The following is a 15255-nucleotide window of genomic DNA, read 5'->3' on the forward strand; positions in this document are numbered from 1 at the left end:
TCGCCACGTCCGCACCCGCGTGAACGACGGCGCCCGCGTCGGACAGCCTGTCCAGGTGTCTGTCGGCGGCAGGCGATACATTGACCGTATGACGACCGCCACTGCCTTCGGCCGGGTCCTCTCGGCCCTGGTGACCCCGATGCTTCCCGACGGTTCTCTCGATCGCGAGGGGGTCCAGCAGGCGGCGCGGCACCTGGCCGACCACGGCCACGACGGCGTCGTCGTCAACGGCACGACCGGGGAGTCCCCGACGACCAGCGACCAGGAGAAGCTCGAGCTGCTGCGCCTGGTGCGCGAGGCCGTCGGTCCGGATCTGCGGATCGTCGCGGGCGTCGGCTCCAACGACACCCACCACACCGTGGAGCTCGCCCGCCAGGCCGCGGGCTCGGGGGTCGTCGACGGGCTGCTCGTGGTGACGCCGTACTACAACAAGCCCCCGGTGGCCGGGCTCGAGCGGCACTTCACCACGGTGGCCGACGCGACCGACCTGCCCGTGATGCTCTACGACATCCCCGGCCGCTCGGGCGTCCCGATCCCCACCGACCTGACGCTGCGCCTCGCCGAGCACCCCCGCATCACGGCGGTCAAGGACGCCAAGGGCGACCTGTGGGCCGCGACCAGGCTCATGCGGGACACCGACCTGCTGTGGTACTCCGGCGACGACGTCGCCAACCTGGCACACCTGGCGCTCGGCGCGGTGGGCGTCGTCAGCGTCGTCGGCCACGTGGCCGGCTCGGACTACCGGGCTATGGTCGACGCCGTCGACGCCGGTGACCTCGCGCGCGCCCGGGAGATCCACCGCCGCCTCGTCCCCGCGGTCGACGCGGTGATGAACGTCACCCAGGGCGCCATCATGACCAAGGCGGCCCTCGTCGAGCTGGGCGTCATCGCGCACCCCACGGTGCGTCTGCCCCTCGTCGAAGCCACCCCCGACCAGGTCGAGATCCTCCGATCCGGCCTCCACGACTCAGGACTGCTGTGACCCCAACTGACACCGAGCTGCCGACGAGCACCGTCGCGGCTCTGCCCACCCTGCCCACCGACGGCCTGCGGGTGGTGGCCCTCGGTGGCCTCGGCGAGGTCGGCCGCAACATGACGGTGCTGGAGCACCGCGGCCGGTTGCTGATCATCGACTGCGGGGTGCTGTTCCCCGAGGAGCACCACCCGGGCATCGACCTGATCCTGCCGGACTTCGAGTACCTCGAGGGGCGTTACGACGACATCGACGCCGTCGTGCTGACCCACGGCCACGAGGACCACATCGGGGCCCTGCCGTACCTGCTGCGCCGCAAGCCCGACATCCCGCTCGTCGGATCCCAGCTGACGCTCGCCCTGGTCGAGGCCAAGCTCAAGGAGCACCGGATCCAGCCGTTCACCCTCGGCGTCCGCGAGGGCGACGTGGAGCGGCTCGGCTCCTTCGAGTGCGAGTTCGTCGCGGTCAACCACTCGATCCCCGACGCGCTGGCGGTGATGGTCCGCACCACGGCAGGCACGCTGCTGCACACCGGTGACTTCAAGATGGACCAGCTGCCGCTGGACGACCGCCTCACCGACCTGCGGGCCTTCGCCCGGCTGGGGGAGGAGGGCGTCGACCTCTTCCTCACCGACTCCACCAACGCCGAGGTGCCCGGCTTCACCACCCCCGAGCGGGAGATCGCCCCGGCGATCGACAAGGTCTTCCGGCACACCTCCGGCCGGATCATCGTCGCGTGCTTCTCCTCGCACGTGCACCGCGTCCAGCAGGTCCTCGACGCCGCGCACAAGGCCGGTCGCCGCGTCGCCATGGTCGGCCGCTCGATGGTGCGCAACATGACCATCGCCGCCGACCTGGGCTATCTGCACGTCCCGCCCGGCGTGCTCATCGACGTCAAGAAGGTCGACTCGCTGCGCGACGACCAGCTCGTGCTGATCTGCACCGGCTCCCAGGGCGAGCCGATGGCGGCCCTGTCCCGGATGGCCAACCGCGACCACCGCATCGAGGTGGGGCCCGGGGACACCGTGCTGATGGCCTCGTCCCTCATCCCCGGCAACGAGAACGCCGTCTACCGGGTGATCAACGGGCTGATGCGTCTGGGCGCCGACGTGGTGCACAAGGGCAACGCCAAGGTCCACGTCTCGGGCCACGCGAGCGCCGGCGAGCTGCTCTACTGCTACAACATCGTCAAGCCCCGGCACGTCATGCCGGTGCACGGCGAGTGGCGGCACCTGGTGGCCAACGGCAAGCTCGCCGAGGCGACCGGGGTCCCGAACGACAAGGTGCTGCTCTGCCAGGACGGGACCGTGGTGGACCTGGTCCGCGGCCGCGCACGCATCGTCGGCGAGGTCCCGTGCGGCTACGTGTACGTCGACGGCTCGGCCCTCGGTGGCGAGACCGGCGACGACCTGCTGCGTGACCGTCGGATCCTGCGCGACGAGGGCTTCATCACCTGCATCGTCATCGTCGACACCTCCACCCATGAGGTCGTCGCCGACCCGGAGATCACGGCGCGCGGCGTGGCCGAGGGGCAGGAGGTCTTCGACCGGATCCGGCCGCAGGTCGAGCAGGCCGTCGTGGACGCCATGGCCAAGGGCACGCTCGACACCTACGCGCTGCAGCAGGTCGTCCGGCGCACGCTCGGCTCGTGGGTGGGGCAGAAGCTGCGCCGCCGTCCGATGATCATCCCGGTGGTCATCGACGCCTGAGGATCCGGTGGCGTCGGGGACCACCGGGGGCGTCGGGGACCACCGGGGGCGGTCAGGCCCGGGTGGCGCAGGTGGCTCCGCCCGGATCGGCGTTCCGGGCGCTCTCGGCCAGGGCCGCCTCGTCCTGCTCCTCCTGCTGGTGCCGGGCGGAGATCACGCTCAGGGCGAAGACCGAGCCCAGCAGGATCGTCAGACCGATCCCCTCGAGCACGAGGTCCTTCGGGGCGCTGTTCAGGCGCTCGTCGTACACCGCCCGGCCGATGGCCAGGCTGAAGAGCGGGTCGAGGCTGGCGATGACCGGCAGGCTCGAGACGAGCGGTCCGGCCTGGAAGGCCATCTGGTTGAGGACCAGACCCAGGCCGCCGACCACGAGCAGGGTCCACAGCTGCCAGGACATCAGCAGGTCGGGGACGCCGCGCTCGACGATGTGGGTGCAGGTCTTGATCAGGGCCGCGGTGCAGGCGAAGACGGCGGCGACGGCCGTGCCGAGCAGGGCGGCCTTGCGCCGAGGTCCCACTCGGCGGGCGACGGTCACGCACCCGGCGACCAGCACGGTCGCGACGACACCGACGGCGATGGCCGGGATCTTGGCGCCCTTGGCGGCAGGGCCGTGCGGCCCGACGGCCCCGGAGGCCCACAGGAACAGCACCAGGCCGGCGACCAGCGCCAGCGCGAGGCCGATCTCGCGGCCCGACGGCCGCTGACGCAGGAGCAGGGCGTTGAGCACCAGGGAGAACACGAGCGCGAGCGTCAGCATCGGCTGCACCACGGAGATGGCGCCCTTGTTGAGCGCCAGGACCTGCAGGACGATCGCGCCGCCGTCGCACAGCAGCCCACCGAGCCACCAGGGATTGCTCACCATGGCGACCACATAGCTGCCGGCGCGGCGCACGCCGCGACCCTCGCTCGTGGGGGCCATGGTCTCGGCGCTGCGGTGCTTGAGCACCGTGCTCATCGCGAAGACGAAGGTCGCTGCCACGGCGAGCAGCACGACGGAGGTCATCGTCGCCCTCGGGTGCGGCGGGCCGGTGCGTCGACCGTCTGCTCGTGGCGCACGTCGGCGAGCTCGCTCAGGTCGACGTCCGGGAGCAGCGAGACCTCCGGGATGCCCGCGTCCTCGTAGACCGCGGCCATCAGGGTCAGCGTGTGTGGCCAGACGACGCGGGCCTCGTGGTTGCGGTTGTAGTCCTGAAGGTCGTGCAGGAGATCACGGTCGCGGGCCAAGCGCTCCAGCGCCACCGTCATGTCGCCGTCGGTCTCGCAGATCAGCCCCTCGCGCCCGTGCGCGATGAACTCCGGCAGGCCGCCGGAGGCCTTGGCGACGATGGGCAGTCCGGCGCAACGTGCCTCCAGCGCGGCCAGGCCGAAGGACTCGAGGTTGGCGGGCGCGACGAAGGCGTCGCTCGCCTCGAGCATGGCGCGCACGCCGTCGCGGTCGAGCCGGCCGTGCAGGGTGACCTGGTCGGCGAGGCCGTGCCGGCGCAGGTAGCGCTCCATGGCGTGCTGGCGCGGACCGCACCCGGCGACCTGCAGCCGGATCAGGGCGCGCGAGCCGACCCGGTCCTGGGCCTCGCGCAGCATCCGCAGCAAGGGCAACGGGCGCTTGCGGGTGCTCAGGCGCATGACCGCCGCCACGGTGATCTCGCCGTCGCGGTCGGGATAGCCGGTGCGGCGTGTCCACCGGCCCGGGTCGACGCCGTTGGGGACGACGTGCACGGTGGCGCCGTCGGGCAGGACGCGACGGACGTGGCGGGCGGCGGTGTCGCTCACGGCGGTCCACACGATGGGCAGCTCGGTCCAGCGCCAGATCAGGTCGCACAGCCGGAACAGGCCGATCGCCCAGGCCCACAGGGAGTGCACCGTGACCACGGTGGGGATGCCTGCCCGGGCCGCGGCGCGAGCGACGAAGAAGCCCAGGGGGCTGCCGACGCCGACATGGCAGTGCACCAGGTCGAAGCCGCCCTCCAGCACCTCGCGGCGGCCGCGGGACCACGCCGCCGGGTGGCTGGCGTCGTGGATGCGCAGGTCGTCGGTCAGCCGGACCACCCGGTCCGGACCGAAGGGGATGCCGGGTGCCGTGTGGGCCGCGGAGTAGGGGTCGCCCGAGTCCGGGCCGTCCTTGTCGGAGGGAGAGCTCGTGATGACCACGACCTCGTGCCCGGCCGCCCGCTGGCGCCCCGTGAGCTCAGCGACCTGCATCTCGATCCCGCCGAGGCGGGGAAGGTAGAAGTCGGTGACGTGAGCGATCTTCATCTCGTGTCCTTGTCCTGCCCGCCGTACCTTGCCGTGCCGTGACGGGGGCGGGTCCCCGGTGACGCCGAGGCGTCCGTTCGGCGATCATGCCGCACCTCCACGATACGCGGGCCTCTTGAGGAGGCGTGTCGTTCCACCCGAGTGGCCCCGTCAAGGGGTCATCCGGGTGACCGTGGCGCGGCGTGAACGTGCAGGTCGGTCACAGACTGGTCACCCGCCCGCGTGTGCCGCGTGGCGTCGGCAGGCCGGTCCCGTACCGTGCGCAGCATGGCGACCCGTGGCTCTTCCAGCACCACTCGCTCGAGCTCGACGAGCCGAGGGGGTTCGACCCGTCCCGCGAAGTCCTCGGGCGGAGCCACGCGGCGTCCGGCACCCGCCAAGGCCCGCGACGGCGGCGCGCCGCTGCCGGCGCGGGCCATCCGCAGCACGTGGATGGGGGTCGCCCACGCGGTGGGCGGCGGGGTGCGCAGCGTCGCCGCCACCCCCGAGACCGTCGAGCCCGAGCACCGCCGTGACGGCTCCGGGCTGCTGCTGGTCGCCCTGGCGATCCTCGTCGCCGCCCGGGAGTGGTGGGGGCTGCCCGGCTGGGCGGGCCTGGCCGTCCACTCGGTCGTGGCCGGCACCTTCGGCTGCCTGGCCCTGGTCCTGCCCCTGCTGCTGCTGGCCTTCGGGGTGCGGCTGATGCGGGCGCCCGACCAGCCGCAGGCCACCAGCCGGATGGCCATCGGGACGGTGCTGTTCCTCGTCGCGGCGTGCGGCATCGCGCACGTCGTCAAGGGCCTGCCCGACCAGGCCCGACCCGACGCCCTGCAGGCCGCGGGCGGCATCTTCGGGTTCCTCGCCGGAAATCCGCTCGCCTCGGCGCTCGGCGGTGGCGGGGCCCTCGCCGTCCTCGGGGCGCTGGCCTCCCTCTCCCTGCTGATCATCACCGCCACCCCGCCGCACCTGCTCGGCACCCGGCTGAAGGAGGGCTACCTGCGGCTCTTCCTCGGCCCCGACCACGACGACCCAGACAGCCCCGCGCGCCGCCGGCGCCGCTTCGGGGTCGAGCTGGACGAGCGGGAGGGTGACGAGGCGTACAAGCAGGCCGCGGTCGTCGAGCCCACGGGACGCGAGACCGCCACCGGGCCGCGGCCCGGTCAGAAGCGCCCCGTGGGAGCCGAGGCCGCCGCGCTGCTGCGGGCCAAGGCCAACGCCGTCGCGCAGGGCGCCCAGCCCACGGACGCGGAGCGCAGCGACCGGCATACGACCGGGTCGACCAAGGCGATGCCTGCCGCCCAGGTCCCGTCCAAGCCGGTCCTGGAGGCCCCGCCCACCGAGCCGCTCCCGGCCCGCGTCGAGCAGCTCGCCCTGGCCGGGGACATCACCTATCACCTGCCCGAGGACGCGATCCTCAAGCCCGGCCCGCCGCACAAGGAGCGCTCGGCCGCCAACGACCGGGTGGTCGAGGCGCTCACCGGGGTGCTGGAGCAGTTCGACATCGACGCCCAGGTCACGGGCTTCACCCGCGGCCCGACGGTCACGCGCTATGTCGTCGAGCTCGGGCCCGGCGTCAAGGTCGAGCGGATCACCGCGCTGTCCAAGAACATCGCGTACGCCGTGGCCAGCGCCGACGTCCGCATCCTGTCGCCGATCCCCGGCAAGTCCGCGATCGGCGTGGAGATCCCCAACACCGACCGCGAGAACGTCTGCCTCGGCGACGTCCTGCGCAGCCAGGTGGCCCGCAACAACACCCACCCGATGGTCATGGGCGTCGGCAAGGACGTCGAGGGCGGCTACGTCATCGCCAACCTCGCCAAGATGCCGCACCTGCTCGTCGCCGGGGCCACCGGCGCGGGCAAGTCCAGCTTCGTCAACTCGATGATCACCTCGATCCTGATGCGGTCCACGCCGGACGAGGTGCGGATGATCCTGGTCGACCCCAAGCGCGTGGAGCTCACGGCGTACGACGGCATCCCGCACCTGATCACCCCGATCATCACCAACCCCAAGAAGGCCGCCGAGGCCCTGCAGTGGGTGGTGCGGGAGATGGACCAGAGGTATGACGACCTGGCGAACTTCGGCTTCAAGCACGTCGACGACTTCAACAAGGCCGTCAAGGCCGGCCAGGTCACGCCGATGGCGGGCTCGGAGCGGGTGCTGCAGCCGTATCCCTACCTGCTGGTGATCGTCGACGAGCTCGCCGACCTGATGATGGTCGCCCCGCGCGACGTCGAGGAGTCGATCGTCCGGATCACCCAGCTGGCCCGCGCCGCCGGTATCCACCTGGTGCTCGCCACGCAGCGACCCTCCGTGGACGTGGTCACCGGCCTGATCAAGGCCAACGTCCCCTCGCGGATGGCCTTCGCGACCTCCTCGCTCGCCGACTCCCGCGTGGTCCTGGACCAGCCCGGCGCCGAGAAGCTCATCGGTCAGGGCGACGCGCTCTTCCTGCCGATGGGCGCGAGCAAGCCGATGCGCGTCCAGGGCGCCTGGGTCACCGAGTCCGAGATCCACGAGGTCGTCAAGCGGGTCACCGACCAGCTGAAGCCGTCCTACCGCGAGGACGTCACGGTCCAGGCCTCGCAGAAGCAGATCGACGACGACATCGGCGACGACCTGGAGCTGCTGCTGCAGGCGACCGAGCTGATCGTCACCTCGCAGTTCGGCTCCACCTCGATGCTGCAGCGCAAGCTGCGCGTCGGCTTCGCCAAGGCCGGGCGGCTGATGGACCTGCTCGAGTCCCGCGGCGTGGTCGGCCCGTCCGAGGGCTCCAAGGCCCGCGACGTGCTCGTCAAGCCCGACGACCTGCCGGCCACGTTGGCGCTGATGCGCGGCGACGACCCGCCGCCCCCGGTGGCGGCCGCCCCCGCTGCCGACCCCTATGCCGGGGCGAGCGGTGCGATGGCCGAGGGCTACGTCGGCGACGCGGCCGACGAGCCGGAGTCCGAGGACGCCTGGGAGCTCACCCAGCAGGGCCGTGCGGGCGGCGGGGGCTTCTGATCCCGGTGCATGTCGCAGGCCCCGGTCACCACCGAGGTGGTGACCGGGGCCTCGTCGTTCGGGCGCAGGGGTCAGCTGACCGCGATCTGGCCGTGGGCGAGCTGCCAGGCGCCGACGACCGCCGCGACCGTGACCACGGCGAAGACCACCCACTCGGCCCGGGAGAACAGTGCCAGGCCCCGCTCGCGTCGGGCCCAGACGTACAGGATCGTGCCGAGGAAGAACGCGATGCACGCGACGAGCAGGTAGGGCAGCCCGGCCGCGAAGTAGATCAGGTAGACCGCGAAGAGCACGGCCAGCACGCCGAGGAGGATCTCCCGGGCGCGGGTCCCGGCGCTGTCGCCCCGGTGGTCCCGGACGGCGATGAGCACCTGGTACGCCGCGGTCCAGAAGTAGGGGAGGAGCACCATGGCTCCGGCGAGGAGCGTGAGCTTGGTGTAGGTGTTGCCCATCAGCAGCATGGCCTGCATGCACAGGCTGGTCAGCCACAGGCCGGTGACGGGTACGCCGTGGGAGTTCTCCTTGCCGAAGACACGGGGCAGGACGCCGTCGTGGGCGGGGTACATCAGGATCTCCGAGCTGAGGAGCATCCAGGACATGTAGGCCCCGACCAGGGAGATCACGATGGCGACGGTGATGAAGTGCTCGCCCCAGGGGCCGACCGCGTCCCGCAGCACCCCGGCCAGCGAGGGCTCGGGGTAGCCCGCGAGCTCGGCCTGACGCACGATGCCGTAGGACAGCACGTTGACGCCGACGAGCAGGGTCAGCACGGTGAGGAAGCCGATCATCGTGGCCCTGGCGGCGTCGGCGCGGTCCCGGGCCCGCGCGGCGTAGACCGACGCGCCCTCGATCCCGAGGAAGTACCACACCGCGAGCAGCATCATGCCGTTGACCTGCGCGCCGACCGACCCCAGGCCGGCCCCCTCGACCTGCACCCCGTGACCCCACACGTCCGCCGTGAAGACGTCGCGGCGCCAGGCGATCACGCCGAGGACCAGGAAGACGACCAGCGGGATGACCTTGCAGGCCGAGACGACGGCGTTGATGAAGGTCGCCTGCCGGATGCCCGCGAGGATCAGGCCGTGGACCAGCCACAGCACGACGGAGGCGCCGAGGATGGCCTGCCAGGTCTGCCCGTCCTTGAACGGTGACAGGTAACGCCCGAGCGTGGAGAACAGCAGCACCAGGTAGCCCACCGAGCCGGTCCACGTGGAGAACCAGTAGCCCCAGGCCGAGGTGAAGCCGACGTAGTCGCCGAACCCGTCCTTGGCGAAGCCGTAGACCCCGCCGTCGACGGTGGGGGCGCGACGGCCGAGGTTCTGGAACACCAGGGCCAGCACGAGCATGCCGGTGCCGAAGATGCCCCAGCCGATCAGGTTGGGGCCGGGGGCGGCTGTCCCGGCCATCTGGGCGGGCAGGTGGAAGATGCCGGCCCCGATCATCGAACCGATGATCAGCCCCACCAGGGGCCACAGGCCCAGGTTGTGGTCGGCGTCGACGGCCTGGTCGGTGGAGCGGGCGGGGTCGCGGTCGGGGACCGCCGGGCTGGAGGGTGACATCGTCGGCACCACCTAGATCGGGTATGGGACGGCTCCACGATAAGGAGGCGCAACGGCCCTGCCGTGGCCGCCCCGGCCCTCGTCCCGGGGTGTTCGGCCCATCGGGTGACGGCGCCCAGGACCCGCGGCGTCCGGCGCCGGGCGCCGGGCCGACGGGTGTCGCGGGCCGCGGGGGGTCACGCTCCGGAGCGGACATGACGCCATTCAACCGTGGGGCAACTAGGGTTGTCCGCATGACCTCACCGGCGACCGAGCACGAGCACCAGTCCCGCACCGTCGCCGTCGTCACGCTCGGCTGCGCCCGCAACGAGGTGGACTCCGAGGAGCTCGCCGGCCGGCTGGCCGATGGTGGCTGGACGCTGGTCGAGGACGCGGCCGACGCGGACGTGGCCGTGGTCAACACCTGCGGCTTCGTGGAGCAGGCCAAGAAGGACTCGATCGACGCGCTGCTGGAGGCCTCCGACCTCAAGGAGCAGGGCCGCACCCGCAAGGTCGTCGCGGTGGGCTGCCTGGCGGAGCGCTACGGCAAGGACCTGGCGGCGCAGCTGCCGGAGGCCGACGCGGTGCTTGGCTTCGACTCCTACACCGACATGTCCGGTCACTTGCGCGCCATCCTCGCCGGCGCCTCGCCCGAGGCGCACGTCCCCGGCGACCGGCGGCGCCTGCTGCCGCTGTCACCCGCGGCGCGGCAGGACGCGGCCCCGAGGGTCGCGCTGCCCGGCCACGGCGCCGAGGCCCCCGTCGGCGCCACGGCGGTCGCCCTTGCGTCGGTCGCCGAGGGGCTGCCGGACGCCGGGGTGCCCCAGGTGCCCGACCTGCCCGAGGGGATCGCGCCGCCGGCCGGCCCCCGGGTGGTGCGCCGCCGCCTGGACGGCCGCCCCTGGGCGCCGCTCAAGATCGCCTCGGGCTGCGACCGGCGGTGCGCCTTCTGCGCCATCCCGGCCTTCCGCGGGTCCTTCGTGTCGCGGCGGCCCGCCGACGTGCTCGCCGAGGCCCGCTGGCTGGTCGACCAGGGCGTGCGCGAGGTCTTCCTGGTCTCGGAGAACTCCACGTCGTACGGCAAGGACCTGGGGGACCTGCGGCTGCTGGAGTCCCTCGTGGAGTCGCTCGGCGAGATCGACCGGCTGCCCCGGATCCGGGTGTCCTACCTGCAGCCCGCCGAGATCCGGCCCGGCCTGATCGAGACCCTGCTCGCCGTGCCCACCGTGGTGCCGTACTTCGACATCTCCTTCCAGCACGCCAGCGAGCCGCTGCTGCGCCGGATGCGGCGGTTCGGGTCGACCGAGTCCTTCCTCGCCCTGATCGAGCAGATCCGGGCGATCCGCCCCGACGCGGGCATCCGCTCCAACGTGATCGTCGGCTTCCCCGGCGAGACCGAGCAGGACGTGGCCGAGCTGGAGCGCTTCCTGACCGAGGCGCGCCTGGACGTGGTCGGGGTGTTCGGCTACTCCGACGAGGACGGCACCGAGGCCGAGACCTACGTCGACAAGGTCGAGGAGGACGTCGTCGCCGAGCGGGTCTGCCGGGTGCAGGCCCTGGTCGCCGAGCTCATGGCCCAACGCGCGGAGGACCGGATCGGCGACACCGTGCAGGTGCTGGTGGAGGAGATCGACCGCGACGAGGCGCTGGGGGACGGGGCCGAGGTCGTCGGCCGGGCGCCCTTCCAGGGGCCGGACGTCGACGGGGTGACGCTGCTGACCTACGCGGCGCACGACGAGCTCCCGCGGGTGGGCGACATCGTCACGGCGGTCGTCGTGGCCACCGAGGGGGTGGACCTCGTGGCCGAGCCGACCGGCGCCGTGGACCCCGCACCGGCAGGTGAGCCGCGATGAGCTCCCGGCATACGCCCGCCGAGCAGCCGACCCGTCAGGTCAGCGCGTGGAACGTCGCCAACGCCCTGACGGTGCTGCGGATCCTGCTCGTGCCGGTCTTCGTGTGGTTGCTGATGCGCCACCACGGCACCGACGTGTCCGACCGGTGGTGGGCCTTCGCGGTCTTCCTGCTCGCCTCCCTCACCGACAAGGTCGACGGAGACATCGCCCGGTCCCGGGGGCTGATCACGGACTTCGGGAAGCTGGCGGACCCGATCGCGGACAAGGCGCTCATGGGTGCGGGCCTGGTCTGCCTGTCGCTGCTCGGGCTGCTGTGGTGGTGGGTGACGGTCGTGATCCTGGTGCGCGAGCTCGGGATCACGGTGATGCGCTTCGTCGTCAAGAGGTATGGCGTGATGGCGGCCAGCCGCGGCGGCAAGCTCAAGACGATGCTCCAGGCGATCGCGCTGGGGATGTACCTCGTGCCCGGTCCCGGCTGGTGGCTGTGGCTCGCCGGGGCCGTCATGGCCGCGGCCCTGGCGGTCACCGTGGTGACCGGGGTCGACTACGTCCTCGCGGCGAGGCGGCTGCGGGCCGAGGGTCGGCGTGGCTGACGCCCCCCGCCTGCTGGGAGCCCTGGAGGCGCGGGGGCTGACCGTCGCCGCCGCCGAGTCGCTCACCGGGGGCCTGGTGTGCGCGGCGCTGGTCGACGTGCCCGGTGCCTCGCGGACCGTGCGCGGCGGCGTCGTGTCCTACGCGTATGCCGTCAAGACGGACCTGCTCGGCGTCCCGGCCGACCTGCTCGCCGAGCGGGGTGCCGTGTCCGAGGAGGTCGCCCGCCTCATGGCGCTCGGGGTGCGGCACGCCTGCTCCGCCGACGTGGGGCTGGCCACGACCGGGGTGGCGGGTCCGGACCGCGCCGACGGGCAGCCCGTGGGGACGGTGTGGATCGCCGTGGCGCTGGGCGACCAGGTCACGACCCGACGGCTGGCCCTGCGCGGGGACCGTGCGGCGGTGCGGACGGGTGCCGTCCGCGAGGTGGTCGCGCTCGCCCACGCCGTGGTGTCGACGGCCCCGGCAGGCCTGCGTCCGGCAGGCCCACGCCGGTCCTCGGTCGACTCGTGGGACGCCCCGTCCAGGAGCGTTCCGCCCCGTCCGCCGGCCGGGTGAGCCTGGTCATCACGACGCGTGCCTGCGCGCCGCCCACGGGGGTCGACCGCTATGGTGGGAACCAACCGTCGACCACGACCTGACGAGAGGGGCTTCTGGTGATCCTGCTGCGCCGTGAGCTGGGTCAGGTCCTGCGGGACCGGCGCCGTCACCTGGGCCGGACCCTGCGCGACGTCTCGGCCGACGCCAAGGTCTCCCTCGGCTATCTCTCCGAGGTGGAGCGCGGTGAGAAGGAAGCCTCCTCCGAGCTGCTCTTCTCCATCTGCGCGGCGCTCGGGCTGCCGCTGTCCGAGCTGCTGAGCCACCTGTCGGTCCGCGTGTCCGAGACCGAGCGGATGACCGCGCCGGTCACCCTGCCGGTGGGCCCCGCGGCCCGCGAGACGGTCATCGCCGACCGTCCTGCGGCCTGACCGCACCCCGACCGACTCGCCGCCGCACCGGCCTTCGAGGTCGCGCGCCTCACCGACGCTCGCGGCCCCGTTCACCCATGGGTCGCTGCCGCCGCCCGTCGTCGTCCGGCCCGAGGCCGCCCTGGCAGGTGGGGCAGTAGAACATCGCCCGGTCCTGGGGCGGTTCGCCGATCGTGCTGAGCCGGATCGTCCCGTGGCAGCGGCGACACTCGCGCCCGGCCCGCCCGTGGGCCCACAGCTCCTGCCCCGGCGCGTCGATGCCGGTCGAGACCGACCAGCGCCGTTCCTTGCTCCCGTCGACGAGTCGCTGCACGTGCGTGACGATCGCCCGGAGCCCGTCCGCGCCCAGAGCGCCCACCGGCGTCCACGGCCACACCCGCTCCAGGAAGAGCACCTCGGCGTCCCACATCGTCCCGACCCCGGCCAGGTTGCGCTGGTCGAGCAGCGCGGCGCCGACGTGCCGGTCGGCATCCGCGAGCAGGTTGGCGACCACGCGGTCCGGGTCCCAGTCGGCACCCAGCAGGTCAGGGCCCAGATGCCCCACCAGTCGCGGCTCGTCGCCGGTGCGGACCAGGTCCATCATCCCGAGCCGCAGGCCGAGCGCCGTGGCGGTCGCGCAGCCGAGCACCGCCCGCACGTCCGGGTTGCGCAGCTGCCGCAGGGTCAGGGCGGCGGGGTCGTGCACCCGCCAGGAGCCCTCCATCCGCAGGTGGCTGTGCAGGGTGAGACCGCCGTCCAGCCGGTGCAGCAGGTGCTTGCCCCGCGACACCACCTCGAGCGTGGTGCGACCCCGCAGGTCGGAGGTGGCGAGGGAGGGCCAGCGCAGGTCGCAGTCGGTGACCACGTGCCCGGCCAGCCCGCGGTGCAGGCGGCGTGCGGTGCGCCATACGGCATCTCCCTCGGGCATGCGGTGATCCTGCCACGGGTGGTGGCCGTGTCCGCCGTCTGCGAGCCTGGTCGTGTGCCGACTTTCGGGCCGCAGGACGAGCTGGACGGTGCCCGCTTCGGGCGCGAGCAGCCCTCCCACCCGCTCGACCGGCCCCACGAGGACGACCACCTCGACGGGTGCGACCCCACCGTCCTCACCGACCGCCAGGCCATGGTCCGGGACGTCCTGAGCCGGGGGAGGCCGTGGGAGGGTCAGGCCGTCGGCTCGTAGCCGACGAGCCACAGCAGGCCGAAGCGGTCGCGCACCTGGCCGTCCCAGGCACCCCACTGTCGCTCCTGCAGCTCGTCCACGACCTCCCCGCCCGCTGCGAGCTCGCGGAACCACCGGTGCGCGCCCTCGGCGTCACCCGCCCCGAGGAGTGCGAGCATCAGGCCCTCGGCGCGGACGGGCTGCTCGCCCTCGGCGACGTCGGCACCGTAGATCGTCGCGGGCCCGCGCAGCATCCCGTGACCGATCGCGTCGAGGGGCTCGTCGGTGCGCTGCACGTCGGCGCGGGTGTGCAGGACGAGCTCCCCGCCGAAGATCCGGTGGTAGGTCGTCATGGCCTCCCGGCAGGTGCCCGGGAAGAGGACGTAGGGCGTCGGCGCACTCATGCGTCCAGGGTGCACATGTGCCTCGTGGCCCCGCAATGGGGACGCGTCCGGCCGGGACGAGCGGCGCGGGCGAACGCACCCGGGGGCAGACGTCAGCCGTCGACGGAGCGGGTGAGGTAGACCCGCTCCTGGCCGGGCCGGTCCGCGGCCTCCCGACACGCGACCACGCTCAGCCCGGCTTGCCGCAGCAGATGGCGGTTCTCCTCGTCGTCGCGGAAGCGCACGGTCGAGTCCGAGTCGATCCGCTCGCCCCCGGCGAGCTCGTAGCGCCAACGGAACCGCACGAGCGGCAGCGTCACGTCGAGGAGCTCGCGTCGCTGCCGCACCAGACCGACGCCGGTCACCGTCCAGCTGGCCTCGAAGGGGGCCGCCCACCCCTCCCAGGCGCGAGCCTCGGGCCGCCGGGTCTCGAAGGCGAACCGCCCGTGCGGGGCGAGCCGGTCCCGGACCGCCGCCAGGGTCTTCAGCCACTGTGCGTCGTCCAGGAAGACCTGCGCGACGTTCCCGGTCATCAGCGCCAGGTCGACCCGGGCCGGCGGGGCCGTCGTGACCGTGCCGGCGTGCCAGGTGACCCGGTCGGCGCCCGGCTTGCCGCGGGCCACCTCCAGCGAGGCCACGGCGGGATCGACGCCCGTGACCCGGGCCCCGACCGCGGCGGCCAGCACCGCGAAGGTCCCGGTCCCGCACCCGATGTCGAGCACGGTCCGGGCCCCCAGCTCGTGCATCAGCGCGAGGTATGGCGCCAGGTCGGTCCGGTCGCCTTCGAAGGTGTCGTAGAGCGGGGCGAGACGCGGGTCCGCGAACAGAGGATCGGGCACCCGCCGACGCTAGGACGCCGGCCGCCCC

The 15255-nt window shown here is 72.9% G+C and carries 14 protein-coding genes; 8 read left to right on the top strand and 6 right to left on the bottom strand.

Annotated elements, in window-relative coordinates:
* The first annotated feature begins 88 nt into the window (after positions 1–88).
* On the top strand, positions 89–982 hold the full coding sequence (gene dapA, locus ACK2IS_RS06645; protein WP_409485352.1) for a 4-hydroxy-tetrahydrodipicolinate synthase: 894 nt from the start codon (positions 89–91) through the stop codon (positions 980–982).
* Positions 979–2682 (top strand): ribonuclease J, encoded by a 1704-nt coding sequence (locus tag ACK2IS_RS06650; protein WP_409485353.1) that lies wholly within the window; start codon positions 979–981, stop codon positions 2680–2682. Before dapA ends, ACK2IS_RS06650 begins: the two co-directional genes overlap by 4 nt.
* A 52-nt stretch (positions 2683–2734) precedes the next feature.
* Here the strand turns inward: ACK2IS_RS06650 and ACK2IS_RS06655 are convergent, their stop codons facing one another.
* Both ACK2IS_RS06655 and ACK2IS_RS06660 read right to left on the bottom strand, forming a co-directional pair.
* The gene (locus tag ACK2IS_RS06655; protein ID WP_409485354.1) at positions 2735–3685 is read right to left on the bottom strand and encodes a DMT family transporter; all 951 of its coding nucleotides are present in this window, start codon (positions 3683–3685) and stop codon (positions 2735–2737) included.
* The gene (locus ACK2IS_RS06660) at positions 3682–4935 is read right to left on the bottom strand and encodes a glycosyltransferase family 4 protein (protein ID WP_409485355.1); all 1254 of its coding nucleotides are present in this window, start codon (positions 4933–4935) and stop codon (positions 3682–3684) included. The genes ACK2IS_RS06655 and ACK2IS_RS06660 overlap by 4 nt, the downstream gene beginning before the upstream one ends.
* 267 nt (positions 4936–5202) lie before the next feature.
* On the opposite strand from ACK2IS_RS06660, the gene ACK2IS_RS06665 reads away from it, so the two are divergent.
* The gene (locus ACK2IS_RS06665; protein ID WP_409485356.1) at positions 5203–7917 is read left to right on the top strand and encodes a DNA translocase FtsK; all 2715 of its coding nucleotides are present in this window, start codon (positions 5203–5205) and stop codon (positions 7915–7917) included.
* 71 nt (positions 7918–7988) lie between these two features.
* Here ACK2IS_RS06665 and ACK2IS_RS06670 read toward each other — a convergent pair whose 3' ends face one another.
* Positions 7989–9476, bottom strand: a complete 1488-nt coding sequence (locus tag ACK2IS_RS06670) for a basic amino acid/polyamine antiporter (RefSeq protein ID WP_409485357.1) — start codon at positions 9474–9476, stop codon at positions 7989–7991.
* A 233-nt stretch (positions 9477–9709) separates the two neighbouring features.
* On the opposite strand from ACK2IS_RS06670, the gene rimO reads away from it, so the two are divergent.
* From rimO to ACK2IS_RS06690, 4 genes are all read left to right on the top strand, one after another.
* Positions 9710–11308 carry a 30S ribosomal protein S12 methylthiotransferase RimO gene (gene rimO / locus ACK2IS_RS06675; RefSeq protein WP_409485358.1) on the top strand — a complete coding sequence of 533 codons (1599 nt, stop codon included), beginning with the start codon at positions 9710–9712 and terminating at the stop codon, positions 11306–11308.
* Positions 11305–11901 carry a CDP-diacylglycerol--glycerol-3-phosphate 3-phosphatidyltransferase gene (pgsA, locus tag ACK2IS_RS06680; protein ID WP_409485359.1) on the top strand — a complete coding sequence of 199 codons (597 nt, stop codon included), beginning with the start codon at positions 11305–11307 and terminating at the stop codon, positions 11899–11901. The genes rimO and pgsA overlap by 4 nt, the downstream gene beginning before the upstream one ends.
* On the top strand, positions 11894–12457 hold the full coding sequence (locus ACK2IS_RS06685; protein WP_409485360.1) for a CinA family protein: 564 nt from the start codon (positions 11894–11896) through the stop codon (positions 12455–12457). Before pgsA ends, ACK2IS_RS06685 begins: the two co-directional genes overlap by 8 nt.
* Positions 12458–12555: 98 nt before the next feature.
* Complete coding sequence (locus ACK2IS_RS06690) at positions 12556–12867, top strand: helix-turn-helix domain-containing protein (RefSeq protein ID WP_409485361.1); 312 nt, start codon at positions 12556–12558, stop codon at positions 12865–12867.
* Positions 12868–12916: 49 nt separating this feature from the next.
* Here the strand turns inward: ACK2IS_RS06690 and ACK2IS_RS06695 are convergent, their stop codons facing one another.
* Positions 12917–13774 carry a DNA-formamidopyrimidine glycosylase family protein gene (locus ACK2IS_RS06695; protein WP_409485362.1) on the bottom strand — a complete coding sequence of 286 codons (858 nt, stop codon included), beginning with the start codon at positions 13772–13774 and terminating at the stop codon, positions 12917–12919.
* A gap of 54 nt (positions 13775–13828) precedes the next feature.
* On the opposite strand from ACK2IS_RS06695, the gene ACK2IS_RS06700 reads away from it, so the two are divergent.
* Positions 13829–14026 carry a hypothetical protein gene (locus ACK2IS_RS06700; protein WP_409485363.1) on the top strand — a complete coding sequence of 66 codons (198 nt, stop codon included), beginning with the start codon at positions 13829–13831 and terminating at the stop codon, positions 14024–14026.
* Here ACK2IS_RS06700 and ACK2IS_RS06705 read toward each other — a convergent pair.
* Positions 14008–14409, bottom strand: coding sequence for a VOC family protein (locus ACK2IS_RS06705; RefSeq protein ID WP_409485364.1), 402 nt, complete (start codon positions 14407–14409; stop codon positions 14008–14010). The two genes, ACK2IS_RS06700 and ACK2IS_RS06705, sit on opposite strands and share 19 nt — an antisense overlap.
* 92 nt (positions 14410–14501) lie before the next feature.
* Positions 14502–15227 carry a class I SAM-dependent methyltransferase gene (locus tag ACK2IS_RS06710; RefSeq protein ID WP_409485365.1) on the bottom strand — a complete coding sequence of 242 codons (726 nt, stop codon included), beginning with the start codon at positions 15225–15227 and terminating at the stop codon, positions 14502–14504.
* Between the last annotated feature and the right edge of the window lie 28 nt (positions 15228–15255).

Origin of the sequence: Arsenicicoccus dermatophilus (assembly GCF_046267915.1) — a bacterium.
GTDB lineage: Bacteria > Actinomycetota > Actinomycetes > Actinomycetales > Dermatophilaceae > Arsenicicoccus > Arsenicicoccus dermatophilus_A.